This is a genomic window from Vogesella sp. XCS3, assembly GCF_020616155.1.
Classification (GTDB): domain Bacteria; phylum Pseudomonadota; class Gammaproteobacteria; order Burkholderiales; family Chromobacteriaceae; genus Vogesella.
Genome location: NZ_CP085530.1, coordinates 1,954,533 through 1,979,438 on the forward strand (window position 1 = coordinate 1,954,533; position 24,906 = coordinate 1,979,438).

Annotated in this window: 28 protein-coding genes and 1 pseudogene; 11 read left to right on the plus strand and 18 right to left on the minus strand. The window is 62.4% G+C overall.

Annotated features, from left to right (window positions below; genetic code table 11):
- Window positions 1–153: 153 nt before the first annotated feature.
- On the minus strand, window positions 154–1,383 hold the full coding sequence (locus LCH97_RS09245; RefSeq protein ID WP_227301479.1) for a pyridoxal phosphate-dependent aminotransferase: 1,230 nt from the start codon (window positions 1,381–1,383) through the stop codon (window positions 154–156).
- Window positions 1,384–1,556: 173 nt separating this feature from the next.
- Between LCH97_RS09245 and LCH97_RS09250 the strand changes: the two genes are divergently transcribed.
- Together LCH97_RS09250 and LCH97_RS09255 are read left to right on the plus strand one after the other, a co-directional pair.
- Window positions 1,557–1,925, plus strand: coding sequence for an Mth938-like domain-containing protein (locus LCH97_RS09250; protein ID WP_227301480.1), 369 nt, complete (start codon window positions 1,557–1,559; stop codon window positions 1,923–1,925).
- Complete coding sequence (locus LCH97_RS09255; protein WP_227301481.1) at window positions 1,925–2,269, plus strand: GlpM family protein; 345 nt, start codon at window positions 1,925–1,927, stop codon at window positions 2,267–2,269. Before LCH97_RS09250 ends, LCH97_RS09255 begins: the two co-directional genes overlap by 1 nt.
- 65 nt (window positions 2,270–2,334) lie before the next feature.
- Here the strand turns inward: LCH97_RS09255 and LCH97_RS09260 are convergent, their stop codons facing one another.
- The 10 genes from LCH97_RS09260 to queA all read right to left on the minus strand — a co-directional run bounded on the left by LCH97_RS09260 (window position 2,335) and on the right by queA (window position 10,081).
- Entirely contained in the window at window positions 2,335–2,688 is a 354-nt protein-coding gene (locus LCH97_RS09260; protein ID WP_227301482.1) for a carboxymuconolactone decarboxylase family protein, read from the minus strand.
- A 136-nt stretch (window positions 2,689–2,824) separates the two neighbouring features.
- A complete protein-coding gene (locus LCH97_RS09265; protein ID WP_227301483.1) occupies window positions 2,825–4,132 on the minus strand; it encodes an NAD(P)/FAD-dependent oxidoreductase in 1,308 nt (435 codons plus the stop codon).
- 112 nt (window positions 4,133–4,244) lie between these two features.
- The gene (gene ubiB, locus LCH97_RS09270) at window positions 4,245–5,786 is read right to left on the minus strand and encodes a ubiquinone biosynthesis regulatory protein kinase UbiB (protein WP_227301484.1); all 1,542 of its coding nucleotides are present in this window, start codon (window positions 5,784–5,786) and stop codon (window positions 4,245–4,247) included.
- Between the two features lie 15 nt (window positions 5,787–5,801).
- Window positions 5,802–6,383 (minus strand): SCP2 domain-containing protein, encoded by a 582-nt coding sequence (locus tag LCH97_RS09275; RefSeq protein ID WP_227301485.1) that lies wholly within the window; start codon window positions 6,381–6,383, stop codon window positions 5,802–5,804.
- 1 nt (window position 6,384) lies between these two features.
- A complete protein-coding gene (locus LCH97_RS09280) occupies window positions 6,385–6,711 on the minus strand; it encodes a multidrug efflux SMR transporter (protein WP_147682674.1) in 327 nt (108 codons plus the stop codon).
- Between the two features lie 3 nt (window positions 6,712–6,714).
- Window positions 6,715–7,389, minus strand: coding sequence for an OmpA family protein (locus LCH97_RS09285; protein ID WP_227301486.1), 675 nt, complete (start codon window positions 7,387–7,389; stop codon window positions 6,715–6,717).
- On the minus strand, window positions 7,386–7,943 hold the full coding sequence (locus LCH97_RS09290; RefSeq protein ID WP_227301487.1) for a M15 family metallopeptidase: 558 nt from the start codon (window positions 7,941–7,943) through the stop codon (window positions 7,386–7,388). Before LCH97_RS09290 ends, LCH97_RS09285 begins: the two co-directional genes overlap by 4 nt.
- Window positions 7,943–8,677, minus strand: coding sequence for a bifunctional demethylmenaquinone methyltransferase/2-methoxy-6-polyprenyl-1,4-benzoquinol methylase UbiE (gene ubiE, locus LCH97_RS09295; RefSeq protein WP_017508177.1), 735 nt, complete (start codon window positions 8,675–8,677; stop codon window positions 7,943–7,945). Before ubiE ends, LCH97_RS09290 begins: the two co-directional genes overlap by 1 nt.
- 2 nt (window positions 8,678–8,679) lie before the next feature.
- Entirely contained in the window at window positions 8,680–9,009 is a 330-nt protein-coding gene (locus LCH97_RS09300) for a gamma-butyrobetaine hydroxylase-like domain-containing protein (protein ID WP_370630727.1), read from the minus strand.
- Between the two features lie 46 nt (window positions 9,010–9,055).
- Window positions 9,056–10,081: a tRNA preQ1(34) S-adenosylmethionine ribosyltransferase-isomerase QueA gene (gene queA, locus LCH97_RS09305; protein ID WP_227301489.1), complete on the minus strand. Its 1,026-nt coding sequence runs from the start codon at window positions 10,079–10,081 to the stop codon at window positions 9,056–9,058.
- A gap of 288 nt (window positions 10,082–10,369) precedes the next feature.
- Here queA and aroQ point away from each other — a divergent pair, with 288 nt between their 5' ends.
- The 7 genes and pseudogenes from aroQ to LCH97_RS09335 all read left to right on the plus strand — a co-directional run bounded on the left by aroQ (window position 10,370) and on the right by LCH97_RS09335 (window position 15,563).
- Window positions 10,370–10,819 carry a type II 3-dehydroquinate dehydratase gene (aroQ, locus tag LCH97_RS09310; RefSeq protein WP_227301490.1) on the plus strand — a complete coding sequence of 150 codons (450 nt, stop codon included), beginning with the start codon at window positions 10,370–10,372 and terminating at the stop codon, window positions 10,817–10,819.
- Window positions 10,820–10,846: 27 nt separating this feature from the next.
- Window positions 10,847–11,311 (plus strand): acetyl-CoA carboxylase biotin carboxyl carrier protein, encoded by a 465-nt coding sequence (gene accB, locus LCH97_RS09315; RefSeq protein ID WP_227301491.1) that lies wholly within the window; start codon window positions 10,847–10,849, stop codon window positions 11,309–11,311.
- 131 nt (window positions 11,312–11,442) lie between these two features.
- A complete protein-coding gene (accC, locus tag LCH97_RS09320; protein ID WP_227301492.1) occupies window positions 11,443–12,798 on the plus strand; it encodes an acetyl-CoA carboxylase biotin carboxylase subunit in 1,356 nt (451 codons plus the stop codon).
- 4 nt (window positions 12,799–12,802) lie between these two features.
- Window positions 12,803–13,693 carry a 50S ribosomal protein L11 methyltransferase gene (gene prmA, locus LCH97_RS09325; RefSeq protein WP_227301493.1) on the plus strand — a complete coding sequence of 297 codons (891 nt, stop codon included), beginning with the start codon at window positions 12,803–12,805 and terminating at the stop codon, window positions 13,691–13,693.
- A gap of 3 nt (window positions 13,694–13,696) precedes the next feature.
- A pseudogene (locus LCH97_RS18860) lies at window positions 13,697–13,765 on the plus strand (MJ0042-type zinc finger domain-containing protein); the annotation flags it as partial.
- 144 nt (window positions 13,766–13,909) lie between these two features.
- Window positions 13,910–14,905 (plus strand): DUF3426 domain-containing protein, encoded by a 996-nt coding sequence (locus LCH97_RS09330; protein WP_370630728.1) that lies wholly within the window; start codon window positions 13,910–13,912, stop codon window positions 14,903–14,905.
- Window positions 14,906–15,008: 103 nt separating this feature from the next.
- Window positions 15,009–15,563: a redoxin family protein gene (locus LCH97_RS09335; protein ID WP_227301495.1), complete on the plus strand. Its 555-nt coding sequence runs from the start codon at window positions 15,009–15,011 to the stop codon at window positions 15,561–15,563.
- Between the two features lie 89 nt (window positions 15,564–15,652).
- Here the strand turns inward: LCH97_RS09335 and LCH97_RS09340 are convergent, their stop codons facing one another.
- The 7 genes from LCH97_RS09340 to hemE form a co-directional block, all read right to left on the minus strand.
- On the minus strand, window positions 15,653–16,648 hold the full coding sequence (locus tag LCH97_RS09340; protein ID WP_017508186.1) for an NAD(P)H-dependent glycerol-3-phosphate dehydrogenase: 996 nt from the start codon (window positions 16,646–16,648) through the stop codon (window positions 15,653–15,655).
- A gap of 10 nt (window positions 16,649–16,658) precedes the next feature.
- The gene (locus tag LCH97_RS09345; RefSeq protein ID WP_227301496.1) at window positions 16,659–17,102 is read right to left on the minus strand and encodes an SH3 domain-containing protein; all 444 of its coding nucleotides are present in this window, start codon (window positions 17,100–17,102) and stop codon (window positions 16,659–16,661) included.
- Between the two features lie 5 nt (window positions 17,103–17,107).
- Complete coding sequence (gene secB, locus LCH97_RS09350) at window positions 17,108–17,560, minus strand: protein-export chaperone SecB (RefSeq protein WP_017508188.1); 453 nt, start codon at window positions 17,558–17,560, stop codon at window positions 17,108–17,110.
- Window positions 17,561–17,647: 87 nt separating this feature from the next.
- Window positions 17,648–17,905 carry a glutaredoxin 3 gene (gene grxC, locus LCH97_RS09355; RefSeq protein ID WP_026107825.1) on the minus strand — a complete coding sequence of 86 codons (258 nt, stop codon included), beginning with the start codon at window positions 17,903–17,905 and terminating at the stop codon, window positions 17,648–17,650.
- A gap of 60 nt (window positions 17,906–17,965) precedes the next feature.
- The gene (gene dacB / locus LCH97_RS09360) at window positions 17,966–19,342 is read right to left on the minus strand and encodes a D-alanyl-D-alanine carboxypeptidase/D-alanyl-D-alanine-endopeptidase (RefSeq protein WP_227301497.1); all 1,377 of its coding nucleotides are present in this window, start codon (window positions 19,340–19,342) and stop codon (window positions 17,966–17,968) included.
- Window positions 19,343–21,517 carry a primosomal protein N' gene (locus LCH97_RS09365; protein WP_227301498.1) on the minus strand — a complete coding sequence of 725 codons (2,175 nt, stop codon included), beginning with the start codon at window positions 21,515–21,517 and terminating at the stop codon, window positions 19,343–19,345.
- Window positions 21,518–21,876: 359 nt separating this feature from the next.
- Window positions 21,877–22,938, minus strand: a complete 1,062-nt coding sequence (gene hemE / locus LCH97_RS09370) for a uroporphyrinogen decarboxylase (RefSeq protein WP_227301499.1) — start codon at window positions 22,936–22,938, stop codon at window positions 21,877–21,879.
- A 210-nt stretch (window positions 22,939–23,148) separates the two neighbouring features.
- Between hemE and LCH97_RS09375 the strand changes: the two genes are divergently transcribed.
- Both LCH97_RS09375 and LCH97_RS09380 read left to right on the plus strand, forming a co-directional pair.
- Complete coding sequence (locus LCH97_RS09375; RefSeq protein ID WP_227301500.1) at window positions 23,149–23,967, plus strand: mechanosensitive ion channel family protein; 819 nt, start codon at window positions 23,149–23,151, stop codon at window positions 23,965–23,967.
- A gap of 109 nt (window positions 23,968–24,076) precedes the next feature.
- Window positions 24,077–24,850, plus strand: a complete 774-nt coding sequence (locus tag LCH97_RS09380; protein WP_227301501.1) for a hypothetical protein — start codon at window positions 24,077–24,079, stop codon at window positions 24,848–24,850.
- The last annotated feature ends 56 nt before the right edge of the window (window positions 24,851–24,906 follow it).

Genomic DNA, 24,906 nt, shown 5'->3' on the forward strand with positions numbered 1-24,906 from the left:
TTGTTTATCCAGCTTTTTATTTCTGCGCTGCGGCCAACCCTGGGTTGGCCGCAGACAGCACAAAGGGGCGCGCACGCCCCTTTTTTTAATGATGCCTCACCCGCGCCTGGCGCTTGACCAGACGGTGCTGCAGTGCGGCGCGGGCAAGTGTGTTCATGCGGTACCGTGGCGTTTGCGGTAGTTTTCCAGGAAGCGGGCGATACGGCCGATGGCTTCGGTCAGATCGTCGCTATTAGGTAGGAATACCACGCGGAAGTGATCCGGCGCAATCCAGTTGAAGCCGCTACCCTGCACCAGCAACACGCGCTCTTGCTGCAACAGCTCCAGGATGAACTGCTGATCGTCCTCGATCGGGTAAATCGCCGGCTCCAGCCGCGGGAACAGGTACAGCGCGCCTTGCGGCTTGACGCAGCTCACGCCCGGAATATCGGTGAGCAGCTTGTAGGCCAAGTCGCGCTGGCGCGCGAGGCGGCCGCCCGGTGCCACCAGGTCGTCGATGCTCTGGTAGCCGCCCAGCGCGGTCTGGATGGCGTACTGCGCCGGCACGTTGGCGCACAGACGCATCGAGGCCAGCATGTTCAGGCCTTCGATATAGTCTTTGGCGCGGCGCTTGTCGCCGGACAAAATCATCCAGCCGGCGCGGTAGCCGCAGGCACGGTAGTTTTTTGACAGGCCGTTGAAGGTGCACACCATCAGGTCTGGCGCCAGCGAGGCGATAGAGGTGTGGGTGGCGCCGTCGTACAGTACCTTGTCGTAGATTTCGTCGGCGTACAGCAGCAGGCCGAACTCGCGCGCCACCTCTACCAGCTGTTGCAGCACGTGATCCGGGTACAGCGCGCCGGTAGGGTTGTTCGGGTTGATGATGACCAGCGCCTTGGTACGCGGCGTGATCTTGGCGCGGATGTCGGCGATGGACGGCATCCAGCCGTCGTTTTCGTCGCACAGGTAGTGCACCGGCTGGCCGCCGGCCAGGCTGACGGCGGCGGTCCACAGCGGGTAATCCGGCGCCGGCACCAGCACTTCGTCGCCATTGTCCAGCAGCGCTTGCATGGCCATTACAATCAGCTCGGATACGCCATTGCCGATGTAGATGTCTTCCATGCCGACCTGCGGCAGGTGCTTCTGCTGCGCGTAGTGCATGATGGCCTTGCGCGCGGCAAACAGCCCCTTGGAATCACAGTAGCCGGAGGCGTTTTGCAGGTTGACGATCACGTCTTCGATGATCTCGTCCGGGGCAAAGAAACCGAAAGGCGCCGGGTTGCCGATGTTCAGCTTGATGATGCGGTGGCCTTCTTCTTCCATGCGCTTGGCGTGTTCGAGCACCGGGCCGCGAATGTCGTAGCAGACGTTGGCAAGTTTCTGTGATTTCTGGATGGGCTGCATGGGGGGCGATACCGTCTGTTTGGCGTGCTGCCCGTGTGGCGGGCAGCGTTGCTTTTGTCCTGTTTTATGCCGCAAGCGGCGGGCTTATCCGGCCCTGGCATTCTGGCCAGGCGGGGTATAATCCTATCCCAAACCGTGGTGCACTGCACTACACCAGCCAACAGGATTTCATCATGAAGCTGCACGAAGCCAAAACTGCAGGTGCCAACCTGTTTACCGCGCACGGCGCGGGCTATGTCGAGATCAACCGCGAACGCCATGAAGGCAGCCTGGTAGTCAGCGCTGACAGCATTACACCGTGGGCGCCGGCCAACTTTGCGGCGCTCGAAGAGGCGCACTTTGCCCAGCTGCTGGCGCTGCAGCCTGAGCTGGTGATTTTTGGCAGCGGCCCCACGCTGCGCTTCCCGCACCCGCGCCTGAGTGCGGCGCTGACCAATGCCGGTATCGGGGTAGAAGTGATGGACACCAGCGCGGCCTGCCGCACTTACAACATCCTGCTGGCAGAAGACCGCAAAGTCGTGGCCGCCTTGCTGGGCAGCTGATGGATATCGCCCTGCTGGGCAAGTGCCTGCTGGGCGCGCTGGCAGTGCTGTTGATCCAGTGGCTGTCCGACAGCCGCGATTTCTTTGTCGCCGGGCTGGTACCGCTGTTTCCCACCTTTGCCCTGATTGCACACTATATGGTTGGCCGCAGCCGCAGCGCCGCCGACCTGCAACAAACCGCCCTGTTCGGCCTATGCTCGCTGCTGCCCTACGCTGCCTACCTGCTGGCGGTATATTGGCTGAGTGTGCGTGTGCCGCTGGCTACCACCTTGTTGCTGGCCACGCTGTGCTGGCTGCTCGCTGCCGCCATCCTGTTATGGGGCTGGCAGCACTGGCACGGCTAGCCGTGCAGGATCGCACAAACAGCAAGGGCGGCCACGGCCGCCCTTGCTGCGTCGTCGGGTAGCACTTATGCGGCCAACTCGCCACCAAAACTCTCGTACGCCAGCAGTGCCTCGGCAGCCGTCATCAGCGATGGGCCACCGCCCATATACACCGCCACTTGCAGCATTTCCATGAATTCGGCACGACTGCAACCCAGCTCCACCAGTGCCTTGGCGTGAAACCCCAGACAGCCCTGGCAGCGGGCGGCAATGCCAATCCCCATGGCAATCAGCTCCTTGTGCTTGCTGCTTAGCGCACTATCCGCCAGCGCGGCGCGGCTCATCTGGCCGAAGCCTTTCATGGTGTCGGGGATTTCGCGGCGCAAGTCGGCCAGCTTGGTAGACAAGGTGGCGGTAAGGTCTTGGTAGTTGTGGCTCATGGCGTGCTCCATTCAATCAATTGTTTTACGATATATATTTTTATATATTGTTTTCACAAAGACAAGCCTTTTCTTGGCCGCGCAGCACAAATGCCACAAAGCCGCCCGTGGGCGGCCTTGTGGCATGGCTAGTCACTCAGTGCAGCTTCAGCGCAGGCTTTGCCACCCTGCGCAGGCGATCCCCTACCCACAGCAGCCCGGCCAGCCACCAGCCGTGCACCACTGCCTGGTGCATGCGGTACAGCGAGGCGTAGATCAGCTTGGCACCGCGCCCTTCCACGTAGTAATCGCGCTTGGGGCCGACAATGGCCGCCAGGCTACCCACCGCAGTGTGCTTGCCCAGCGACACCATCATGCCCTGCGGCTTAAAGGCAAAGTCGGCTGCCGACTGCTGTTGCAGCCAGGCTTGCAGCGCACCGGCCAGCCACTGCGCTTGCTGGTGCGCCACTTGCGCGGTGGCCGGTAGCGGGCGGCCATCCGGCCCCAGGCAAGCTGCGCAGTCACCCATGGCCACAATGTTCTCGCTGGCTACGCAGCGCAACTGGGCGTCTACCTGCAACTGGTTCAGGCCGTTCACCGCCAGGCCATCCAGCTGGGCCAGCCAGGCTGGCGCTTTTACCCCAGCCGCCCATACCGTCATGTCGGCCGCTACCGTACTGCCGTCCTGCAGCTGCACGCCGTCGGCGGTCACCGCCGCCACCCGGCTGCGGGTGAGCACACGCACATGGCGTGCGGCCAACTGTTCTTCGGCGTAGGCCGACAGCGACGGCGGCGCGGCGGCCAGGATGCGCTCGGCCCCTTCGATCACGCTGATGTGTACCTGCGCCGGCTGCAGCCGGGCACCATAGACGTGCATTTCGCGCACAGTGTGGTTCAGTTCGGCCGCCAGCTCCACGCCGGTGGCGCCGCCGCCGACGATGGCGATATCCAGCCCCGGCTGCTGGCCGCTGCTGCAACAGAAGGCCAGCTCCAGCAGGCGGTGGCGCAGGCGCTCGGCGTCCTGCGGCGTGTTCAGCTGCAAGGCGTGCTCGGCCACGCCGGGGGTGCCGAAATCATTGCTCTGCGCCCCCACCGCCAGCACCAGCCAGTCGTAGCCGATGTCGCGTGGCGGGCTTAGCTGCTGACCGTCGCTGCCGTGGATGGCGCCCAGGCGGATCAGCCGCTGCTGGCGATCCAGCCCCTGCATGTAACCGAACTCGAAGTCGTAACCGTTGTGGTAGCCGTGGGCGAAGTAGTTCACCTCGTCCTCGCCGCTGTTGAGCACGCCGGTGGCCACCTCGTGCAGCAAGGGCTTCCAGATGTGGGTGGGCGACCCGTCCACCAGGACGATGCGGGCACGGTGGCGCAGGCCCAGCTGGCGGCCCAGGCGGGTGGCCAGCTCCAGGCCCCCGGCGCCACCGCCAACGATGACAATGCGCGGTAAATCGGCAGAACGACTGAGCATGACAACTCCTTTGGATCAGAATGCGTTACCGCAGCCGCCTGCCACCAAAAAAAACGGCTGGGGTAACGCATCGCGCGCCAGCCCAGCCGTGTGCTTGTCCGCCAGCAGCCTGTCAGCCAGGCACGCCGCGCGTCAGCAGTATCACCAGCAGTGCCAGCAACAGCAGCGCGATCAGTTTCAGCATGAAGTTCTGCGTTTTCTGTTCGCGCATCAGTTGGATATAGCCTTGCAGCACAAGTTCGGTAGTCTGGCCCGACAGCGCCTCGCCCAGCTTGCGCGGAATGGTGGGCAAGGTGGTGGCCCACTGCGGTACTTCGTGCTTCAGCGTGCGCAACAGGCCGCGCCAGCCGATCTGCTCGTTCATCCACTTGGTGAGGAACGGTTTGGCGGTATCCCACAGGTCCAGCTCGGGGTCCAGCTGGCGGCCCAGGCCTTCGATATTCAGCAGCGTCTTCTGCAGCAACACCAGCTGCGGCTGGATTTCCACATTGAAGCGGCGGCTGGTTTCGAACAGGCGCAGTAGCACCATGCCGAAGCTGATTTGCGACAGCGGCTTGTTGAAGATGGGCTCGCACACGGTACGAATTGCCGCTTCCAGCTCCTCGGCGCGGGTATCGCGCGGCACCCAGCCGGACTCGATATGCGCGGTGGCGACGCGGTGGTAGTCGCGGTTGAAGAAGGCCAGGAAGTTCACCGCCAGATAGTGTTTGTCGGTGTCGGTGAGGCTGCCGACGATGCCGAAGTCCAGCGCGATATAGCGGCCATCGGCAGCCACCAGGATATTGCCCGGGTGCATGTCGGCATGGAAAAAGCCGTGGCGAAACACCTGGGTAAAGAAGATTTCCACGCCAAAGCGGCTGAGTTTTTTCAGGTCCACACCCGCTTCGCGCAGGCGGTCGATCTGCCCCACCGGAATGCCGTCCATCCACTGCATGGTCATCACTTCGCGCCGGGTGTAGTCGTAATACACCTCCGGCACCAGCAACATATCGCTGCCGATAAAGTTGCGGTGCAGTTGGCTGGCGTTGCCGGCCTCGTGCATCAGATCCAGCTCGTCGTGCAGGTGGCGGTCGAACTCGGCCACCACCTCGCGCGGTTTGAGCCGTTTGCCGTCGGGCAGGAAGCGCTCTACCAGGCCGGCCAACACTGCCATCAGTGCCAGGTCTTGCTCGATCACCGGCAGAATGCCGGGGCGCAATACCTTCACCGCCACGTCTTTGCCTGGCTGACCGTGGCTGCCGTGCAGCCGGGCGCGGTGCACCTGGGCTACCGAGGCGCTGGCCACCGGCACGTTGTCGAATTCGGCATAGATACTGGCCAGCGGCTGGCCAAAGCTGCGCTCGATCACCTCGCGCGCGATAGCGCTGTCGAACGGCGGCACGCGGTCTTGCAGGCGCGCCAGCTCGTCGGCGTAATCGGGCGGTAGCAGGTCGCGGCGGGTGGACAGCACCTGGCCGAACTTGATGAAGATCGGCCCCAGGTGCTCCAGCGCCAGCCGCACGCGCTGCGGCAGTGGCGCATCGGTATCGCGCGGCACGGGCAGCAGGCGGAACAGCTTGGCGATCAGCCCCACCTTGGGGCGGCCGGCCAGGAAATCGTCCAGGCCGAAGCGGTAGAACACGGAAACAATCTTGAACAGACGCGCAATACGCATGATGGGGCTTTGTTGTTATGGTTGGCGAAGGTTGGCCGCACGCGCTTCCAGCAGCGCCAGGCGTTTTTCGAAACGGTCGGCATCTTCGCGCAGCGTGTCCACCGCGCTGACAAACGCCTCGACATCGGTTTTTTTGGCCAGCAGCGGCGCTTCTTCGCGCAGGTGCTCGACCCAGGTTTCCAGCAGGCGGCCGCCGATCTCGCCCTTGATGCCGAACAGGCCGCGCACCCAGCCTTGCACGCGGTGCGCCGCCACGTCGCCCACCACGCGCGACAGGTCTTCGGTAGCGTCCCACTGCAGCTGGCGCACGATGCGGCCAACGCTGGCGGCCAGCTCGGTATCGCCTTCCAGCACGATGTCGGCCATGGCCGGCTCGCGGCCGGACAGCTGCGCCAGCGCCACGCCGTGCTTCAGTCGCAGGCGCGCTTCCGGTTCGCCCTCGCAAGCGGCCAGCCAGCCATCGCTGGTGACCACACCCGCCAGATCGAACGGCGGCAGGCTGATGCCAATGCGGCGCCCGGCGTGCTGGGCCAGCTCGGCACGCACCGCCGGGTGCTGGTTCAACAGATGATTCAATGCGGCAATACGCAAGCCCATGTCAGTGCCCCTTGCTGGCCAGACTCAATAAAACGGTACCAATGATGATGGCCACGATGCCGGCCAGCTTCAGCGGCGGCATGCCCTCGCCGTAGTAAAACACGCCCACGGCCGCCACCACCGCCATGCCCACGCCGCACCAGATGGCGTACACCACGCCCAGGTCCAGCCGCTGTACCACTTGCGACAGCAACCAGAACGCCAGCACGTAGCCGGCCACCACCACCAGCGAGGGCAGCGGCCGGGTAAAACCGGCCGCCAGCTTCAGCGACGAGGTGGCGGCGATCTCCGCCGCAATCGCCGCGGCCAGCATCAGCCAGGCGTTCATGCCTTACTGCACCACCGGTACGATCTGGATTTCCACGCGGCGGTTCAGCTGTTTGCCGGCTTCGGTCTTGTTGTCACCACGCGGGCGGCTGGCGCCGTAGCCGGCGGCGCTCATGCGCTCCGGCTGCACGCCCAGGCTGGCCAGCTGGCTTTGCACAGCGGCAGCGCGCTGTTCGGACAGCGGCAGGTTGATCTTGTCGTTACCGCTGGCGTCGGTATGGCCTTCAATATCCAGCGTGGTCTTGCCGTAGCGCTTGACGATGCTGCCAATGGTGGCCAGCGTCGGCAGGAAGGCTTGCTTCAGGCTGGACGAGTTGGTGTCAAACGCGGTGGCCGAGGTCATGGTCACAGTCAGGCTGTGGTCAGCGTTTTTCTTCAGCTCGATAGCACCAGACTGGATTTGCGGGGCCAGCTGCTTTTCGAAGTCCTGCGCCTGCTTGTCCATGTACGCGCCCACGCCGGCACCGGCCAGGCCGCCGCCGATAGCGCCGATCACCGCGCCCTTGTTGCGGTTGCCCTTGCCGGCTACCGCTGCGCCGAGCACGGCGCCACCGATGGTGCCCAGCACGGCGCCCTTCTGGGTGTTGGTGTATTGGTCGAGGTCTACCGAGGCGCAACCGCTGGCCAGCAGGGCAGCGGAAACCACGGTCACGATGCCGAGTTTGGAGAGGTGTTTCATGCGGTAAGTCCTTTCGATGTGGGCTGGGCGGCAGGGGGTTGCCAGCACCAGTGCCAGGGCTCGTACAAGTAGCCGCTGGCGTTGTTCCGGCCAAAGCTCATGGCAAAGCCATGGTTGGCCGCATGCTGCTGCAGCCAGGCAAAGGCCGCGGTAGTTTCAAAGTGCTCTTCCAGCACTGGCGAGCCCGGCGTGCCGATATCGATGGCACAGCCGGTGTGGTGCTCGCTGAAGCCGGGGGCGGCGCTGACGGCCAGAATGGTGTCCAGGCTCTGGCCGCGCGCCAGTTTGGCGGCCACGATCTCGTGCTGCCGCGCCACACTGCGAAACGCCGACACCAGAAACAGCGTCACGCCGGCGGCAGCTGCGGCATCGCGCATGGCCTGCCACGCCGTAGCCGCGCCGGGCAGCAAGTGGAACTCGCGCCCGGCGTCGTTGACGTCGGCCAGTACCAGGCTGGCTGCAGCTGCCTCGGCGTAAGGCTGCAGGCCGCGTGCGGCCAACCTGGCGGTGTCGATGCCCAGCTCGGCCAGACGCAGTGCCAGCTCGTCCTGCATCAGAACTTGATGCCTTTATGCAGCGCTACGACGCCGCCAGTCATATTGTGATAGTCCACGCGGCCAAAGCCGGCGTCCAGCATCATCTGCTTCAGGGTTTCCTGATCGGGGTGCATGCGGATGGACTCGGCCAGGTACTGGTAGCTGTCGGCGTCATTGGCCACCAGCTTGCCCATCACCGGCAGCGCCTTGAAAGAGTAAAAATCGTACAGCGGCGACAGCGGCTTCCAGACCTTGGAAAACTCCAGCACGAACAGTTTGCCGCCCGGCTTCAGCACGCGGAACATCTCTTTCAGCGCGGCATCTTTATGCGTCATGTTGCGCAGGCCGAAAGCGACCGACACGGCGTTGAAGTAGTTATCGGGGAACGGCAGCTTTTCGGCATCGGCCAGCGATACCGGCAGGATCATGCCCTCGTCCAGCAGGCGGTCGCGGCCCACGGTTAGCATGGAGCTGTTGATGTCGGTGAGCCACACTTCGCCGCTCTTGCCCACTCGCTTGGCCCAGCCACGCGCCAGGTCGCCGGTACCGCCGGCGATGTCCAGCACCTTGTCGCCGGCACGCACGCCGGAGGTGGTGAGGGTGAAGTGCTTCCACACGCGGTGCAGGCCACCCGACATCAGGTCGTTCATCACGTCGTACTTTTGCGCTACCGAGTGGAATACCTCGGCCACCTTGCCCGCCTTTTCGCTTTCATCGACGGTTTTAAAACCAAAATGCGTCTGGTTGTCCATGCTTACTCCCTGCTCGCGCCTGCGGCGGCGAGGCGATTCAGATAATCCTGCCAGTACTGGTCGTGTTTTACGCCCAGCTCGTATAGGTAGGCCCAGCTATACAGGCCGCTGTCGTGGCCGTCGTCAAAAACAATTTTCAGCGCGTAGTGCCCCACCGGCTCCAGGCCGGTAATGGCCACGTGCTGCTTGCCGGTTTGCAGTACCTCGTTACCCACACCGTGTCCGCGTACCTCGGCCGAGGGGGAGTACACGCGCAGGTATTCGGCCGGCAGCCGGAAACGGGCACCGTCGTCAAAGCCGATTTCCAGCTGGCGCGATACCGCATGCAGGATCACGTCCTGCGGGCTGGCGCTATCGTGGGTCAATCCGCTCATGGGCTTAGTCCTTGCGGGTCAGCAGCATGGCATCGCCATAGCTGAAGAAACGGTATTCCTGCGCTACAGCGTGCGCGTAAGCGGCACGCATCTCGGTGTAACCGGCAAAAGCCGACACCAGCATCAGCAGCGTGGATTTGGGCAGGTGGAAGTTGGTCAGCAGCTTGTCCACCACATTAAAACGGTAGCCCGGCGTGATAAAGATATCGGTCTCGCCACGGCCTGCCTTCAACACACCATCGCCACGGGCGGCGGATTCCAGCGCGCGCATGCTGGTGGTACCCACCGCCAGCACCTGGCGGCCGGCTGCGTGCGCGGTATTGATGGCATCTACTGTTGCCTGCGGGATATCGTAGATCTCGCTGTGCATTTTGTGGTCGGCAATATTGTCTACCCGCACCGGCTGGAAGGTACCTGCACCAACGTGCAGCGTGACATTGCACAACTTGACGCCTTTTGCGGCCAACTGCTGCAGCATGTCGTCGGTAAAGTGCAGGCCGGCGGTAGGCGCGGCAACCGCGCCTTTTTCGCGCGCATACACGGTCTGGTAACGCTCGTCGTCGTCGCCGTCGGTATCGCGCTCGATATACGGTGGCAGCGGCAGCTTGCCGGAAGCATCCAGAATATCGAATACGTTGGCCGCATCCAGAAAGCGCAGGCGGAACAGCTCGCCAACACGCTCTACCATCTCGGCCTGCCAGCGGTCGGCAAAAATCAGTCGCGTGCCCGGCTTGGGCGACTTGCTGGCGCGTACGTGGGCCAGCACGTGGTGCTCGTCCAGCACGCGCTCTACCAGCGCCTCGATCTTGCCGCCGCTGGCTTTTTCGCCAAACAGGCGCGCCTTGATCACGCGGGTATCGTTAAACACCATCACGTCACCGGCCTGCAAGGCATCGGCAAACGCGGAAAACTGCGCATCAGCCAGCGTACTGCCGTTGACCAGCAACAGGCGGCTGGCACCGCGCACGGCGGGCGGGTGCTGCGCGATCAGGTTTTCGGGAAGGTGGTAATCAAAGTCGGAAACGTGCATGGCGGGTATCTTTTGGAAAACGTGGCGATTATACCTTTCGAGCGCCATCCCGTGGCAGCGTTCCCGGCACACCTTCTGCTTGTGCCAGATCAACAAGCGTTTTATCGCACCTCGCTAAAGTTTACTGGCTGCTTACAATGTGCCGATTTGTTAGTGCTTTCACTCGAATGCGCAACATTTTTCCAACACGTCCGCAACTTAAACACACGTTTGAAATGCGGCAATTGCTGGACATCTTGCTGACAATTGCGGCAAACTCGCGCCCATATCAAAACAGGGACTGACACCTTGACCCGAAAAATCCTCGTGCTGCACGGCCCCAATCTGAACCTACTCGGACTGCGCGAGCCACAGCACTACGGCCGGGACACCCTGGACGACATCAACCAGCGCCTGCAAGTACAAGCCCGTGATGCCGGTTTTGAGCTGGATGTTCTGCAAAGCAACGCCGAACACGTGCTGATTGACCGTATCCACGCTTGCCTCACCGACGGCACGGCTTTTGTCATCATCAACCCGGCGGCGTTTACCCATACCAGTGTGGCCATTCGCGATGCACTGGCTGGCGTCAAGGTGCCATTCATTGAAGTCCACTTATCCAACGTCCACGCCCGCGAGCCTTTCCGCCACCATTCGTATTTTTCGGATCTGGCGATAGGCGTGATTTGCGGCCTGGGCGCTGATGGCTACGCTCTGGCACTGGCTCACGCGATCAAGCGTCTGAGCCTGCCGGCATAACACCCGAATACTATCCGAAGGAAGACCATGGACCTGCGCAAACTGAAAAAGCTGATCGATCTCGTCGAGGAATCCGGCATTGCTGAACTCGAAGTGACCGAGGGCGAAGAAAAAGTCCGCATCACCCGCGTATCCGCCAATGCGGCGGTCAACTTCGCACAACCCATGCAAGTACACCTGCCGCAGCAGACTGCCCCGGTAGCTGCGCCGGTAGCCGCCGCCCCCACCGCGCCTGCCCCGGTAGCCGCCGCAGATAACGCCAACGCGGTGAAATCCCCGATGGTGGGTACCTTCTACCGCCGCCCGAGCCCAGGCTCCAAGCCGTTTGTAGAAGTCGGCCAGCAAGTCAATGTAGGCGACACCCTGTGCATCATCGAAGCGATGAAGCTGATGAATGAAATCGAAGCCGAGCGCAGCGGTGTGGTGAAAGCCATCCTGATCGAAGAAGGCCAGCCGGTAGAGTTCGGCGAGCCGCTGTTCATCATCGAATAAGCAGCGATCTGCCGTGAATTTCAAATGACAGGGCACGCCAGCGTGCCCTGTCGTTTTCGCGTGAATTGAAGGGCTGCCAACAGCCCGAGCCCGATGCCGCTCGCAGGCATACGGGCTGCGGAGAAACCGACATGTTTGAAAAGATCCTGATCGCCAACCGCGGGGAAATTGCCCTGCGTATCCAGCGCGCCTGCCGCGAAATGGGTATCAAGACCGTAGTCGTGCATTCCGAAGCCGACCGTGAAGCCAAATACGTCAAGCTGGCCGACGAGTCGGTCTGCATCGGCCCGGCATCGTCCACCCTGAGCTACCTGAACGTACCCGCCCTGATTGCTGCCGCCGAAGTCACCGACGCCCAGGCCATTCACCCGGGATACGGTTTCCTGTCCGAGAACGCCGACTTTGCCGAGCGCGTGGAGCAATCCGGCTTTGCCTTTATCGGCCCGCGCGCCGAAACCATCCGCCTGATGGGCGACAAGGTATCGGCCAAGCAAGCCATGATCGAGGCCGGTGTGCCCACCGTACCCGGCGTGGCCGGCGCGCTGCCGGATGACCCGGTAGAAATCACCAAGATTGCCCGCAAGATCGGCTTCCCGGTCATCATTAAAGCCGCGGGTGGTGGTGGTGGCCGCGGCATGCGCGTGGTGCATACCGAAGCCGCGCTGATCAACTCGGTGAATATGACCCGTACCGAAGCCGGCGCTGCCTTTGGCAACCCCACCGTGTACATGGAAAAATTCCTGGAGCAGCCGCGCCATATCGAAATCCAGATTCTGGCCGACCAGCACGGCAACGCCGTGTACCTGGGCGAGCGCGATTGCTCGATGCAGCGTCGTCACCAGAAGATCATCGAAGAAGCGCCAGCACCTGGCATTACCGCCGAACAGCGCCAGCGTATTGGTGAAGCTTGCGCCGAAGCCTGCCGCCGCATCGGCTACCGCGGTGCCGGTACGTTTGAATTCCTGTACGAAAACGGCGAGTTCTACTTCATCGAGATGAACACCCGCGTGCAGGTAGAACACCCGGTATCCGAGCTGATCACCGGCATCGATATCGTGCAAGAGCAGATCCGCATTGCTTTTGGCGAAAAGCTGCGCTTCACCCAGGAACAGATCGTGTTCAAGGGCCACGCGATGGAATGCCGTATCAACGCGGAAGACCCGTTCACCTTCATCCCGTCGCCAGGCAAGATTGAAAGCTACCACCCGGCCGGTGGCCCGGGCATCCGTATCGACTCGCACATCTACCAGGGCTACACGGTTCCGCCCCACTACGACTCGATGATTGGTAAACTGATCTCTTATGGTGATACCCGCGAACAGGCCATGGCGCGCATGCGCGTTGCCCTGTCCGAAATGGCCATCACCGGCATCAAAACCAATATCCCGCTGCATCAGGAACTCTTCATGGACAATGCCTTCCGTCAGGGCGGCACCAGTATCCATTATCTGGAAGAGCGCCTGGCGCAGCTGAAGAAAGGCAGTTAATTCCATGGCATGGCTGCAAGCCACCATTCACGCTGACTCGGCCGTGGCCGAGAAACTGGCCGACGTCCTGATGGACGTTGGCGCCCTGTCCGCCACCATCGAAGATGCGCTGGCGGGTACCGATGACGAGCAGCCGATTTTTGGCGAACCCGGCGAGCCGGTAGACCAGCTGTGGAGCCACAGCCTGATCAACAGCCTGTTTGCCGAAGACGCCGATGTCGCGCTGCTGGTGACCGCTGCGGCCAACCAGTGCCACATCGATGTGCCCAGCTACACGGTATCGCGCGTGGAAGAGCAGGACTGGGTACGCCTGACGCAAAGCCAGTTCGATCCGATCCGCATCTCCGACCGCCTGTGGATTACCCCCACCTGGCACACCTCGCCGGACCCGGCCGCCATCAACCTGCAGCTGGACCCGGGCCTGGCCTTTGGTACCGGTAGCCACCCGACTACCCGCCTGTGCCTGCAATGGCTGGATCAGCAAATCCAGGGCGGCGAAACGGTGCTGGATTACGGTTGCGGTTCCGGCATTCTGGCTATTGCCGCGCTGAAACTGGGTGCCGGCGCCACGCGTGGTATCGATATCGATGCCCAAGCCGTGCGCTCCAGTATCGATAATGCGCAGCAAAACAGCGTTAGCGCCGACTTTGGCCTGCCTGACACCCTACTGCCAGGCGAGTACGACGTTGTCGTGGCCAATATTCTGGCCAACCCGCTGCGCATGCTGGGCGAATTGCTGGCTAGCCATGTGAAAACCGGTGGTAAAATCGTGCTTTCCGGCATTCTTGCCGAGCAGGCCGAAGAGCTGTCCGCCATTTACGCCAAATGGTTCGACATGGACGCCGCCGTGTTCGACGAGGGCTGGACCCGACTATCCGGAACCAAACGCCCGTAAAACATGAGCCAAACCACACAGTGCCCCAGCTGCCAGACCAAATTCAAAGTCTCTGACGCCCATCTCGCCCTCGCTGGCGGCATGGTACGCTGCGGGCGCTGCAGCCATGTTTTTCATGCACCCAGCCATCTGGAAGCCCTTGTACCGGAGGTGCCTGTGGCACCGCCGGTACCACCGGCACCACCCGTCATGTCACAACCGGCCAAGGCTGCTGACATGCCCGGGCCAGATAGCCTGGACGACGATTTCGAGCTGGAGCTACCCGACTTCCAGCCTGCTCCGGTCAAACCGGCACCGGTCAGCCGCGAGCCGGTACAGGGGCTGCCAGACACCCCCATCCATGACGATGATTTCGATCTGCCGGACTTCGACCTGCTGGACAAACAGCGCGTTGCGGCCGAGCTAAGCCAGGCCGCGCCCAAGCCCGCCGAACCGGCAATTGCGCCGGATTTCCGCGCCGCCGCCGCCGAGGCCGAGGCCAACCGGCAGGAAATCGCGGCATTCCAGCAAGCGCTGGCCGAAGCCCTGCGTAGCCCGGCAAGCAATAAAAAGCTGTCTGCCTACCAGAACGAACCCGAGCCCGAGCCGGCTGAAGCGGACGAACCGGTAGCGCCAAGCCCTGCTCCGCTTATACAGCCACGCACGGAACCGGTTTTCAGCGCCGCGCCAGCCGACACCGCACCGCCCGAAGCGGACGAAACCACACCGGAAGCGCCTGCGGCCAACAGTAGTGCACTGAAAACCACCGTGCAAAGCCTGATTGTTCTGGTTTTAGGCTTGGCATTGCTAGGGCAGATTGCCTTCTTTAACCGCACCCGTATCAGCGCCGAAGCGCCCGAGCTACGCCCGGCGTTCGAAGCGCTGTGCGCCAGCCTGGGGTGTAGCGTACCGCTGCCCACCGACCGTCAGCTAATCCGTACCGAATGGTCCGAGCTGTCTTTTGTGCCGCAGAACGATCACCTGATCCAGCTGAACGCCACGCTGAAAAACATGGCCAACTACCCGCAAGCCTTCCCGGTGATGGAGCTGACGCTGAAGGATGCCGAGGACAAGGTGGTAGCGCGCAAAGCTTTCCGCCCGGAAGACTACGTCCCGGCTAGCGAGTTCAAGCTAGGCCAATTCAACGGCAATAGCGAACTCAAGCTGCAGCTGCGCATGGAGATGACCCAGGGTAAGGCGCTGGGCTATAGCCTGCACTTTTACTACCCCTGAGCGAGCGCCCCCAGTGCCAGGCACTCGCCTGGCACACTCTGGGCAATACCTGCTTGAAATTCCTCCCGGATAAGCCACGATAATAAAAAACGTGGAGGATTCGATGGCTCTGCACCCCTTTATCTATAAAGAAGAAACACTGGAAGTGGCAGGCAGCTTTCCGGAAGCCGGGCAGACATTGCCCAGCTTCATGCTGGTAGACGAACAGCTACGCGATGTCTCGCTGGAACGCTACCTTGGCCGCGTCAAGCTGGTAGTGACGCTACTCTCCATTGATGCGGAATCGGCAGGCATCTCCCTGTTGCAAGACTTGCGCCGTGCGCTGGAAGCCTGGCCCCTGCTGCAGTTCATTGTGGTTACCGTCGACTCCCCCTTCAGCCTGCAGCGTGCGCGGCGCGAGCACGGCCTGCCACAGGTAGTGTTGCTGTCCACCCTGCGCGGGCGCGACTTCCACAAACACTATGGCGTGCTGCTGCAGGATATTCCGCTGGCAGGCATAACCTGCCCGGCGTTGTGGCTGGCGGATGAGCAGGACACCATCCATTTTGCCCAGCGGCTGGACGCTGACGAGCACGAATTTGATCTGGCCAGCCTGCGCGAAAAGCTGGCTATCGTGTTTTCCCCTCCGCCACCAGAAGCGCCCGCCGAAGACGATTAAGCGAGTAGCGGGCTACGTATCACACCCCATAAAAACAAACCCCTTTCACCATGAAAGGGGTTCTGCGGGCAGGCTGCGGCCAACCTTGTTCAGGGGGTGCCGAACTCCGGCTTGGGCGTGCGGCCCAGCAGGCGTTCTACCACGCTCTGCGGCTTGGCCTGGTGGTACAAGAGCTCACACACGGCGGCGGTAATCGGCATATCCACCTCCAGCCGCTCGGCCATGCGCAGCACCTCGCGTGCCGTAGGTACGCCTTCGGCTACGTGGCCCAGCTCGGCCAGAATGGTGTCCAGCGACTTGCCCTCGGCCAGTTTCAGGCCTACCTGACGGTTACGCGATAGCGCACCGGTGCAAGTCAGCAACAAATCGCCCACACCAGACAAACCCAGCATGCTTTGCTGGCTGCCGCCCAGCGCTACCGCCAGGCGGGTGATCTCGGCCAGGCCGCGGGTAATCAGCGCGGCGCGGGCGTTCATGCCAAAGCCCAAGCCATCGGCCACGCCGGTGGCGATCGCCATCACGTTTTTCACAGCGCCCCCCACCTCTACGCCCACCAGGTCATCGTTGGCATAGATGCGCAGCAAGGGGCTGTGCAGCTCTCGGGCAAAATCGCGGGCAAAGGCGTAGTTTTCCGAGGCCAGCGTCACGGCTGCCGGCAAACCCAGCGCCACTTCCTTGGCAAAGCTGGGGCCAGACAACACGCCAACGGTTTTCAGGCGCGGAAACTCCTCGGCTACCACCTGATGTGGCAGCAGGCTGGAACCCGCCTCGAAGCCCTTGCACGCCCACAGGATGGGGGCGTCCACTTTCAGGCGGGCCAGCTCTTTCAGGCTGGGGCGCAGGCCGGCAATCGGCGTGACCACCAACACCAGCTCGACCCCCATCACGGCTTCGGACAAATCTGCCGACAGGTGCAGGTTATCCGGGAACGGGCATTCGGGTAGATAGCGGCGATTCAGGCGGTTGGCCTGCATGTCTATCATTTGCGCGGCATCACGCCCCCACAGGGTAACGTGGTGCTGGCGGCTAAAGGCCAGTGCCAGCGCCGTACCCCAGGCACCCGCACCAAGAACGGTAATCTTCATCACGGCTTTCTTACAGGCCCCACAGGCCGCTAATACGGGCGTAACCGACGCTGCCGTCACGGTGCTTGACCTTGACCCAGCTGCTTTGCGGTGCTTCCTGCATGTCCAGCACCAGGTCTTTTTCGGCCCAGAACAGCAGCTTGGCGTTATCTTGTGCGCTTTCACGTACCGCCAGCTTGTCGCTGGTCACCAGCAAGGTACGGCGTGTCGACAAGGCGGCAGACGGTATCCATGCAATACCGCCAGTGGCGTCGCGTACGCGGGACCAGTCTTTTTGCGCGGCCAGCACTTCTACCGGGTAGTAGCGGCTAACCACAAACAGCTTCTGTGCCGACAGGGTGGGCGCGTCGTACAGCGCTACACCGGTTTCTTTTACCGAGCGGAATTCCAGTGCAAAAGCCGTACCGGCCAGCGAGGCCAGTACGGCAGTAGCAACAATAAGGTGTCGCTTCATGGGGTTCAGGCGTTGCCGGCTTCGGCCTGCTCTGCACGCTGCTGCATGTACAGGGCTTCGAAGTTGATCGGCGACAGCAGTACAGGCGGGAAGCCGGCGCGGCCAACCAGGTTGGACACGGTTTCGCGGGCGTACGGGAACAGGATGTTCGGGCAAGCCACACCCAGGATCGGGTCGATGTCTTCTGCCGGTACGTTACGGATCTGGAAGATACCTGCCTGGCTGACTTCGCACAGGAACATGGTTTTGTCGCCCAGTTTGGCCGTTACGGTGATGGTCAGCGACGACTCAAAGAAACCGTCTTCCAGCTGCTGTGCGCCATTGGCCAGCTGCATGTCGATTTCTGGCTGTTCCTGTTCCAGGAAGACGGCGGGGGCGTTAGGGATTTCCAGCGACAGGTCTTTTACGTAGATTTTTTCGATGGAGAAAACCGGTTGCAGCTCTTGTTGTTCGCTCATTTTTTACGTCTCTATGGCACCTGGCAGGTGCGGGGTTGGAATCAGCTGTCATCATCGCATGAATAGATGACAGCGACGAGATACAGATCAATCAGCCAGCAATACGTCCAGCTTGCCGGCACCATTCAGCGCCACCAGGTCATCGCAGCCACCCACGTGGGTATCGCCAACGAAGATTTGCGGCACGGTGCGGCGGCCGGTGATGCTCATCATTTTTTCACGCTCGGCCGGGTCCAGGTCGATGCGGATTTCCTTGATATCGCTCACGCCCTTGCTGGCCAGCAGCTGCTTGGCACGAATGCAGTAAGGGCAGACTGCGGTGGTGTACATGGTAACGGGTTTCATGGCGGTATCCGGTAAGGTTTGGGTCGATTATAAGCGTGTGCCGTAGCGCGATGCTACCGCTCACGGTGCCAGCAGCAAGCTGGCCTGGTAACGGCGGATCACGTCGCCCACTGCGGCGTCCAGCGCCGGTGTCAGCTCGCTGGCGCGTGGCGAGTTCACCACGGCCACAATCACCAGGCGCTGGCCGCTGGGCGCTTGCCAGTAGCCAGCCAGCGCGCGGGTGTCGTCGAGCGTGCCGGTTTTCATGCGCAAACTGCCGGCAAAGCTGCCCAGGCGCTTGCGCAAGGTGCCGTCTTCGCCCGCCAGCGGCAGGGTAGCGGCCAGCTCGGGGCCGTAAGGGCCACGCGCCGCATCGCGTAGCACCTCGCCCAGCAGACGTGCACTGATGCGTTCCCGCCGCGACAGGCCGGCACCGTTTTCCAGTACCAGTGTATCTGCGGCCAACCCTTTGCTTTGCAAGAGGCCGCGTACCTGGGCGACGGCATCGTCCAGCGTATTGCCGCTTTGCGGCTGCTCCATGCCCAGGGCCAGCAGTACGCTGCGGGCCATGGTGTTATTGCTGTGCTTGTTCACATCGGTCAGCACATCGGTCAGCGGGTCGGACTCCTGCTGCAGCAAGGTGCGTGCGCCAGCCGGTGCCGCGGCAACACCCACGGCGGCCGGCCCTTCCCCACCCAGCCCGCGCCACAGGGCACGGAAACTCTGGCTGGCAAAGCTGTTGATATCCAGCACGTTGACGTAGTTGGCCGCACCGTCGCAGCCCTGCGGCAGCTTGCCACTGACACGGATAGTGCGCTCGTCTACCGCCACCTTGACGTGCTGGCGCACGTCGCCGCAGCTAGCGGCGCTACCGGCTTGCAGCTGGTTATCCAGGGTAAATTGCGGCAGCGGCGGGTCGAGCTGTACCGCCGGCTTGCCACCATCAAAGCCATAGCGCAGCCAGGCGACTTTCAGGTTCAGCAGATGGGTATCGGGTGGTACGGTAAACACCCGGTCGGCGTCGCCGGCAAAACCATCGGCACTGCCAATATTGCTGTAGGCACGCTTATCCAGCAGCAAGCTGCCTTCTATGCGCTGCACACCGCGCAGGCGCAGCTGGCGCAGCATCTCGGCCAGACGCGGGCTATCCAGGCGCGGGTCGCCGCGGCCAACCCAGTACAAGTCGCCGCGCAACACGCCGTTTTCCAGCGGGGCATCACTTTTGAATTCGGTTTTCCAGCGGTAGTTCGGCCCCAGGCGGTTCAGGGCGGCCCAGCTGGTGAGCAGCTTCATGGTAGAGGCCGGGTTGACCGGCACGTCGGCACGCCAGGCGTCGAATACGCTGTCGCTTTCTACCGGTGCCGCCCAGATAGCGACTTCATTGGCGCGAAAGCCGGCCGGCGCGGCAGCCTGTGCGCTGGCCGCGCAAAACAATAACAAGGTCAGGGTACGTTTCACTCAGAGCTCCAGTGGGTCGACATCCAGCGACCAGCGCAGCTGGCGCGATGCCTTGCGGGCCAAGGCCTCGATGGTGGGCAGCGCCGCACGCAACCAGCCGTGCAGGGCGGCGCGGGCAGTGGATTCCAGCGTGAGCTGGGCGCGCTCACGCCCGGCCAGGCGCGCCATCAGCGCGGGTGCCGGGCCGAACACGGTAATACCGTCCGGCGGCGTGCCCAGTTGCTGCAATACCGCCTGCAAAAACTGTTCGGCGTCGGCGTACAAAGGGGCGTCGGCACGCAGCAGTATCTGGTAGGCCGCGGGCGGAAAGCCAGCCTCGCGGCGCTCGGCCAGCTGGCTGGCGGCAAAGCCGTCGAAATCGTGCTGCTGTAACGCCAGGTAGAGCGGGTGGTCCGGCCACTGGGTCTGAATCACCACGTGGCCGGGCACACCGGCGCGGCCGGCGCGGCCGGCAACCTGCATCAGCTGCGCAAACAGGCGCTCGCTGGCGCGGAAATCGGCCGAATACAAACCGCCGTCGCTCCCCAGCACCACCACCAGCGACAGCGCACCGAAATCGTGCCCCTTGGCCAGCATTTGCGTGCCCACCAGGATATCCACCTGGCCGCTGTGCACGCGCTGGTAAATACTGTCCCACGCCGCCTTGGTACTGGTGCTGTCGCGGTCGATACGCAGGATGCGCGCCTCGGGCAGCAGGCGCTGCAGCGCCGCCTCCAGCCTTTGTGTGCCTTCACCCAGCGGCTTGATGTCGGGGTTGCCGCAATCCGGGCACTGAACGGGGATGCGCTGCTGCGCACCGCAGTGATGGCAGCGCAGCTGACGGGCCGTCAGGTGCAGTACCATGCGGGCACTGCAATGGCGGCAGGCAGATGTCCAGCCACAGTCGGTACACGCCAGCACTGGCGAGTAACCGCGGCGGTTGATAAACACCAGGCTCATCTCGCGCCGCGCCAGGCGCTGGCGTAGCGCCGCGATGACCTCGGGCGCCAGGCCATCGTCCAGCTTTTGCCGCCGCACGTCCAGCAAGCCAATCTGCGGCAAGCTGGCACCGTCGTGGGCACGCTGATTCAGCACCAGCTTGCGGTAGCGCCCGGCTTCCACATTTGCCACGGTTTCCAGGCTGGGCGTGGCGCTACCCAGCAGTACGGGCACCTGCTGGCGGTGTGCACGCCATACCGCCAGGTCGCGTGCGTGGTAACGCAGGCCGTCGTGCTGCTTGAACGAGCCGTCGTGTTCCTCGTCCACAATCACCAGCCCCAGCTGCGGCAGCGGGGTAAACACCGCCAGGCGGGTGCCGATGACAATCCCGGCACGGCCTTGCCAGGCATCCAGCCAGCCTTGCAAGCGCTCGCCATCGGACAAGCCACTATGCAGGCAGGCAATGCCGGTAGCCGGAAAGCGTCGGGCAAAGCGGTCGATCAGCTGCGGCGTCAGGTTGATTTCGGGGATGATCACCAACACCTGGCGCCCTGCGGCCAACACCTGGGCAATCAGCTGCAGGTAGACCTCGGTCTTGCCGCTGCCGGTAATACCGTGCAGCAGGAAGGCAGCAAAGCTGCCCAGCGCCGCCGCCACTGCGCTACGCGCGGCCTCTTGCTGGGCGTTTAGCGGTAGCGCGCCTTCTACGCGCAGCGCGGCAGGCTGCCACGGCAGCGCGGTGATGTCGCCACTGGCCAGCCCGGCTTTCAGGTAGCTACCCGCTTGTGGGTGTAGCTGGCGCAGGGCCTCGCGGCTGAGTGGCTGTTGCAAAGCCTGCCACAGCAGTGTCTTGACGGTACTGCGCGCCGCCGGCGGCCGTGCCAGCCCCTGCGCGCTGAGCTGGTAAACATGGTGATCGGCCTGTTTGACCGGCCGCGCTTCGCGCAGGCTGGTAGGCAAGGCAGTAAACAAAGCCTGGCCCACCGGGTGCAGGTAATAGCGGGCGGCAAATTGCACCTGCTCCAGCAACAGGGCGGGCAATGGCGGCAGCTCGTCCAGCACGGCCAGAATCGGCTTGAGCTTGTCGGCAGCCACAGTAGGGGGCGGTATGCTGTTGTCGATAACGCCACACATTTCACGCGGGCCAAAGGCTACTTTTACCCGAGTGCCATTCGGCAACGGGCTGTGGTGCAGGTAGCTGAAGGCGGCGCGTAGCGGCACATCCAGCCACACGCCCAGTATCACGCGCTCAGTCAAATAAACTCCCGTTTCCCGCCAGGCCACGCCGGTATTGGCTTGGCACAAGCTGTGCACAGATGCTGTGGATAACTTTGTGCACAAGCTGTAGTTGAGTGCTCGCCAAGGCCGTCAAACCTGCTTCCGCGTTAGATTGCACAAAAATTAATCTAAATATTTTGTCTTTTAAATTCAGAGACTTACGGTTTTTCAATTTTTTTATCGCTAGCGCTTGACAGAAAGCGCACAAACTTATCACGCATGTGAATAAGTACAGGAACAACACTGCACACGGCTGTCAAGCCCCTTGCGCAAACCGTCGCCAACAATAAAAAACGGCCACCGCATCATACGATGGCCGCAGGCAAAAAGCAGCGTGCTTACTGGTGGTACTGACGCGACAAGCGGTGTACGGCTTCAACCAGCGCACCGGCGTGTGCCGGGTCGGCAAACTGCGAGATGCCATGGCCCAGGTTGAACACATGGCCACTACCGTGGCCGTAAGCGGCCAGGATGCGGCCAGCTTCGGCCTCGATCGATGCCGGGCTGCCAAACAGCGCGTTAGGGTCGAAGTTACCCTGCAGGGCGACCTGCTTGCCCACGCGGGCACGCGCCAGGCCAATGTCGGTAGTCCAGTCCAGGCCTACGCAATCGGCGCCAATGCCGGCGATGGCTTCCAGCCACTGGCCGCCACCTTTGGTGAATACGATCACCGGCACACGGCGGCCATCTACCGCGCGCGTGAGGCCGGCGATGATCTGCTGCATATAAGCCAGCGAAAACTCTTTGTACGCCGCGTGGCTCAGTGCGCCACCCCAGGTATCAAAGATCTGCACGGCTTGCGCGCCGGCGGCAATCTGCGCGTTCAGGTAGGCGGTTACCGACTGTGCGGTAATCTGCAGGATGCGGTGCAGCAGCTCCGGGCGGGCGTACAGCATGGCTTTCACGTGGCGGAAGTCGGCCGAACCACCGCCTTCGATCATGTAGCACGCCAGGGTAAACGGGCTGCCGGAGAAGCCGATCAGCGGTACACGGCCATCCAGCGCGCGGCGGATGCTGCTGACCGCGTCAAATACATACTGCAGTTTTTCCAGCGGGGCCACTTCCAGTGCCTGGATGGCGGCTTCGTCACGCAGCGTGCGTTCAAACTTGGGGCCTTCGCCTTCTGCAAAGTACAGACCCAGACCCATGGCGTCCGGCACGGTCAGAATGTCGGAAAACAGGATGGCCGCGTCCAGCGGGAAACGTTCCAGCGGCTGCAGGGTAACTTCGGTAGCGTAGTCCGGGCTGGTACACAGACCCATGAAGCTGCCCGCCTTGGCACGGGTAGCGCGGTATTCCGGCAGGTAGCGGCCAGCCTGGCGCATCATCCAAATCGGGGTGTAGTCAACCGGCTGCTTCAGCAGCGCGCGCAGGAAGGTGTCATTCTTGAGCTGTGTCATGTCGGCCTGAGTGGGTCTGATAAGTTGGCCGCATTATACCGCGACCGCCCCACCCCGTGCTTTGACATAAGTCGCCCTGTCATGGACGAAATGACGGCCAGGCTACGCCCGGGATTTATTGCCATTGATAATACGCTTGTGGGGTACCACCCCATGTGCTTAACTGGAACAGCTGTAACGCCTATCAAACAGACTTTAAAGGGATAGCACATGAATCAGACCCATATTTCACAGTGGCAACAAGTACTTGGCACTTACGCCATCGACGTTGGCCTCAAACTGCTGGCCGCCATCCTGTTCTGGGTACTGGGGCGCTGGCTGATCGGCGTGGTCGGTAACCTGGTGCAACGCGCGCTGGCGCGCCAGCATGTCGACGCGACCATCATGCGCTACATGGGTACCGTCATCAACGTCACCCTCAACATCATGCTGGTGGTGGGTATTCTGGGTTATTTCGGTATCCAGACCACTACCTTTGCCGCGCTGTTTGCTGCTGCCGGCGTCGCCATCGGCATGGCATGGTCCGGCCTGCTGTCCAACTTTGCGGCCGGGGTATTCCTGATTGTGCTGCGCCCGATGAAAGCGGGTGACTTTGTCACCGCCGGCGGCGTCACCGGCACCGTGCGCGAGATCGGCCTGTTCACCACCGCGCTGAACACACCAGACAACGTACTGACCATGGTGGGTAACAGCAAAATCCTCGGCGATACCCTGCAAAACTACAGCAGCAACCCGCATCGCCGTGTCGAGCTCAAAGCCCAGCTGGCTGGCAGTGCAGACTTCCCGGCCGCCGTCGCGGTGCTCAAGGAGCGTATTGCCAGCATCCCCAATGTGCTGGCTACCCCTGCCGTAGAGGTGGAAATACTGGAATTCAACCTGGTAGGCCCGGTGCTGGCGGTACGCCCTTACTGCCATAACGACCACTACTGGCAGGTGTATTTCGACACCAACAAAACCATCCGCGAAGCGCTGGGTGGCCAGGACTTCCCGGCACCGATGCCGGCACAGCTGGTATACGTCAAGCAGTAAGCCCGCAGCAAACCTGCCGGGGGCGCTGCGGCGGCTGCCCGGCAGGCCAGCATGGCTTCACAAACCAGAACAGCATGCGCACAATGGCAAAAAAACCTGCCACCACACCATGCACCCCATTTTCCGCCCCGCCCTGCCCCTGCTATGCCTGCTGCTGGTCCTGCCCGGCTGCGCCCATAACAAGGCACGCGAAGAAGCAAGCCGTGCCACCGTAACCATCAGTAGCGATGGCAAACGCCTGGTGTACAACGGCAAGATCAAAGCCAGTACCGTGGATGAAGCGCTGGCACTGTACCAGGCCGCCCAGCACAAACCCGACACGCTGGACATCTCCAGCCAGGGCGGCAGCCTGTACGACGGCATCCGCCTGGGCATGCTGGTACACCGGCAGCAGCTGGATGTGCGCATTTTTGGCGAATGCGCCTCATCGTGTGCCAACTACATCTTCCCTGCCGGCAAAAACAAGTATCTGCTACCCAACAGCCGGCTGTTATGGCACGGCGGCATGCTGCAGCCCGACTGGCGCGCACGCATACAGCAGCGCTACCCCGACGACGCACATGCGCGGCTACGCGCCATCGAAGAAAACGACTGGATGCAACAGTACGAAGCGGCGTTTTTCCGCCAGATCGGCGTGAACCCGCTGTTGACGGTATGCGGCCAACACCCCGCCTGGCGGCAGCAGTTCCCCGATACACACGGCTTTGACTACTCGCTGGACGACCTGGCGCGCTTCGGGGTACGCGATATTCACATGGTTGGCCGCAGCTGGCGACCACCCCTCGGCGATAGTACGATCTTCCGCGCCAGCTACTGCGACAGCGCGCCGCCCGTCAGCAACGAGCTCATCAAAAACGCTAGCCGTTACGATGATGACGACTAACAGACAAGACAAAGCCCCCCGCATGCGGGGGGCTTTGTCATGGGCGCCGTGGCTGG

Bases quoted from the DNA above. Each gene is read 5' to 3' on its own strand.
- LCH97_RS09245 (WP_227301479.1), bottom strand. From the start codon at position 1,383: ATGCAGCCCATCCAGAAATCACAGAAACTTGCCAACGTCTGCTACGAC.
- LCH97_RS09250 (WP_227301480.1), top strand. From the start codon at position 1,557: ATGAAGCTGCACGAAGCCAAAACTGCAGGTGCCAACCTGTTTACCGCG.
- LCH97_RS09255 (WP_227301481.1), top strand. From the start codon at position 1,925: ATGGATATCGCCCTGCTGGGCAAGTGCCTGCTGGGCGCGCTGGCAGTG.
- LCH97_RS09260 (WP_227301482.1), bottom strand. From the start codon at position 2,688: ATGAGCCACAACTACCAAGACCTTACCGCCACCTTGTCTACCAAGCTG.
- LCH97_RS09265 (WP_227301483.1), bottom strand. From the start codon at position 4,132: ATGCTCAGTCGTTCTGCCGATTTACCGCGCATTGTCATCGTTGGCGGT.
- ubiB (WP_227301484.1), bottom strand. From the start codon at position 5,786: ATGCGTATTGCGCGTCTGTTCAAGATTGTTTCCGTGTTCTACCGCTTC.
- LCH97_RS09275 (WP_227301485.1), bottom strand. From the start codon at position 6,383: ATGGGCTTGCGTATTGCCGCATTGAATCATCTGTTGAACCAGCACCCG.
- LCH97_RS09280 (WP_147682674.1), bottom strand. From the start codon at position 6,711: ATGAACGCCTGGCTGATGCTGGCCGCGGCGATTGCGGCGGAGATCGCC.
- LCH97_RS09285 (WP_227301486.1), bottom strand. From the start codon at position 7,389: ATGAAACACCTCTCCAAACTCGGCATCGTGACCGTGGTTTCCGCTGCC.
- LCH97_RS09290 (WP_227301487.1), bottom strand. From the start codon at position 7,943: ATGCAGGACGAGCTGGCACTGCGTCTGGCCGAGCTGGGCATCGACACC.
- ubiE (WP_017508177.1), bottom strand. From the start codon at position 8,677: ATGGACAACCAGACGCATTTTGGTTTTAAAACCGTCGATGAAAGCGAA.
- queA (WP_227301489.1), bottom strand. From the start codon at position 10,081: ATGCACGTTTCCGACTTTGATTACCACCTTCCCGAAAACCTGATCGCG.
- accB (WP_227301491.1), top strand. From the start codon at position 10,847: ATGGACCTGCGCAAACTGAAAAAGCTGATCGATCTCGTCGAGGAATCC.
- accC (WP_227301492.1), top strand. From the start codon at position 11,443: ATGTTTGAAAAGATCCTGATCGCCAACCGCGGGGAAATTGCCCTGCGT.
- prmA (WP_227301493.1), top strand. From the start codon at position 12,803: ATGGCATGGCTGCAAGCCACCATTCACGCTGACTCGGCCGTGGCCGAG.
- LCH97_RS09330 (WP_370630728.1), top strand. From the start codon at position 13,910: ATGCCCGGGCCAGATAGCCTGGACGACGATTTCGAGCTGGAGCTACCC.
- LCH97_RS09335 (WP_227301495.1), top strand. From the start codon at position 15,009: ATGGCTCTGCACCCCTTTATCTATAAAGAAGAAACACTGGAAGTGGCA.
- LCH97_RS09340 (WP_017508186.1), bottom strand. From the start codon at position 16,648: ATGAAGATTACCGTTCTTGGTGCGGGTGCCTGGGGTACGGCGCTGGCA.
- LCH97_RS09345 (WP_227301496.1), bottom strand. From the start codon at position 17,102: ATGAAGCGACACCTTATTGTTGCTACTGCCGTACTGGCCTCGCTGGCC.
- secB (WP_017508188.1), bottom strand. From the start codon at position 17,560: ATGAGCGAACAACAAGAGCTGCAACCGGTTTTCTCCATCGAAAAAATC.
- grxC (WP_026107825.1), bottom strand. From the start codon at position 17,905: ATGAAACCCGTTACCATGTACACCACCGCAGTCTGCCCTTACTGCATT.
- hemE (WP_227301499.1), bottom strand. From the start codon at position 22,938: ATGACACAGCTCAAGAATGACACCTTCCTGCGCGCGCTGCTGAAGCAG.
- LCH97_RS09375 (WP_227301500.1), top strand. From the start codon at position 23,149: ATGAATCAGACCCATATTTCACAGTGGCAACAAGTACTTGGCACTTAC.
- LCH97_RS09380 (WP_227301501.1), top strand. From the start codon at position 24,077: ATGCACCCCATTTTCCGCCCCGCCCTGCCCCTGCTATGCCTGCTGCTG.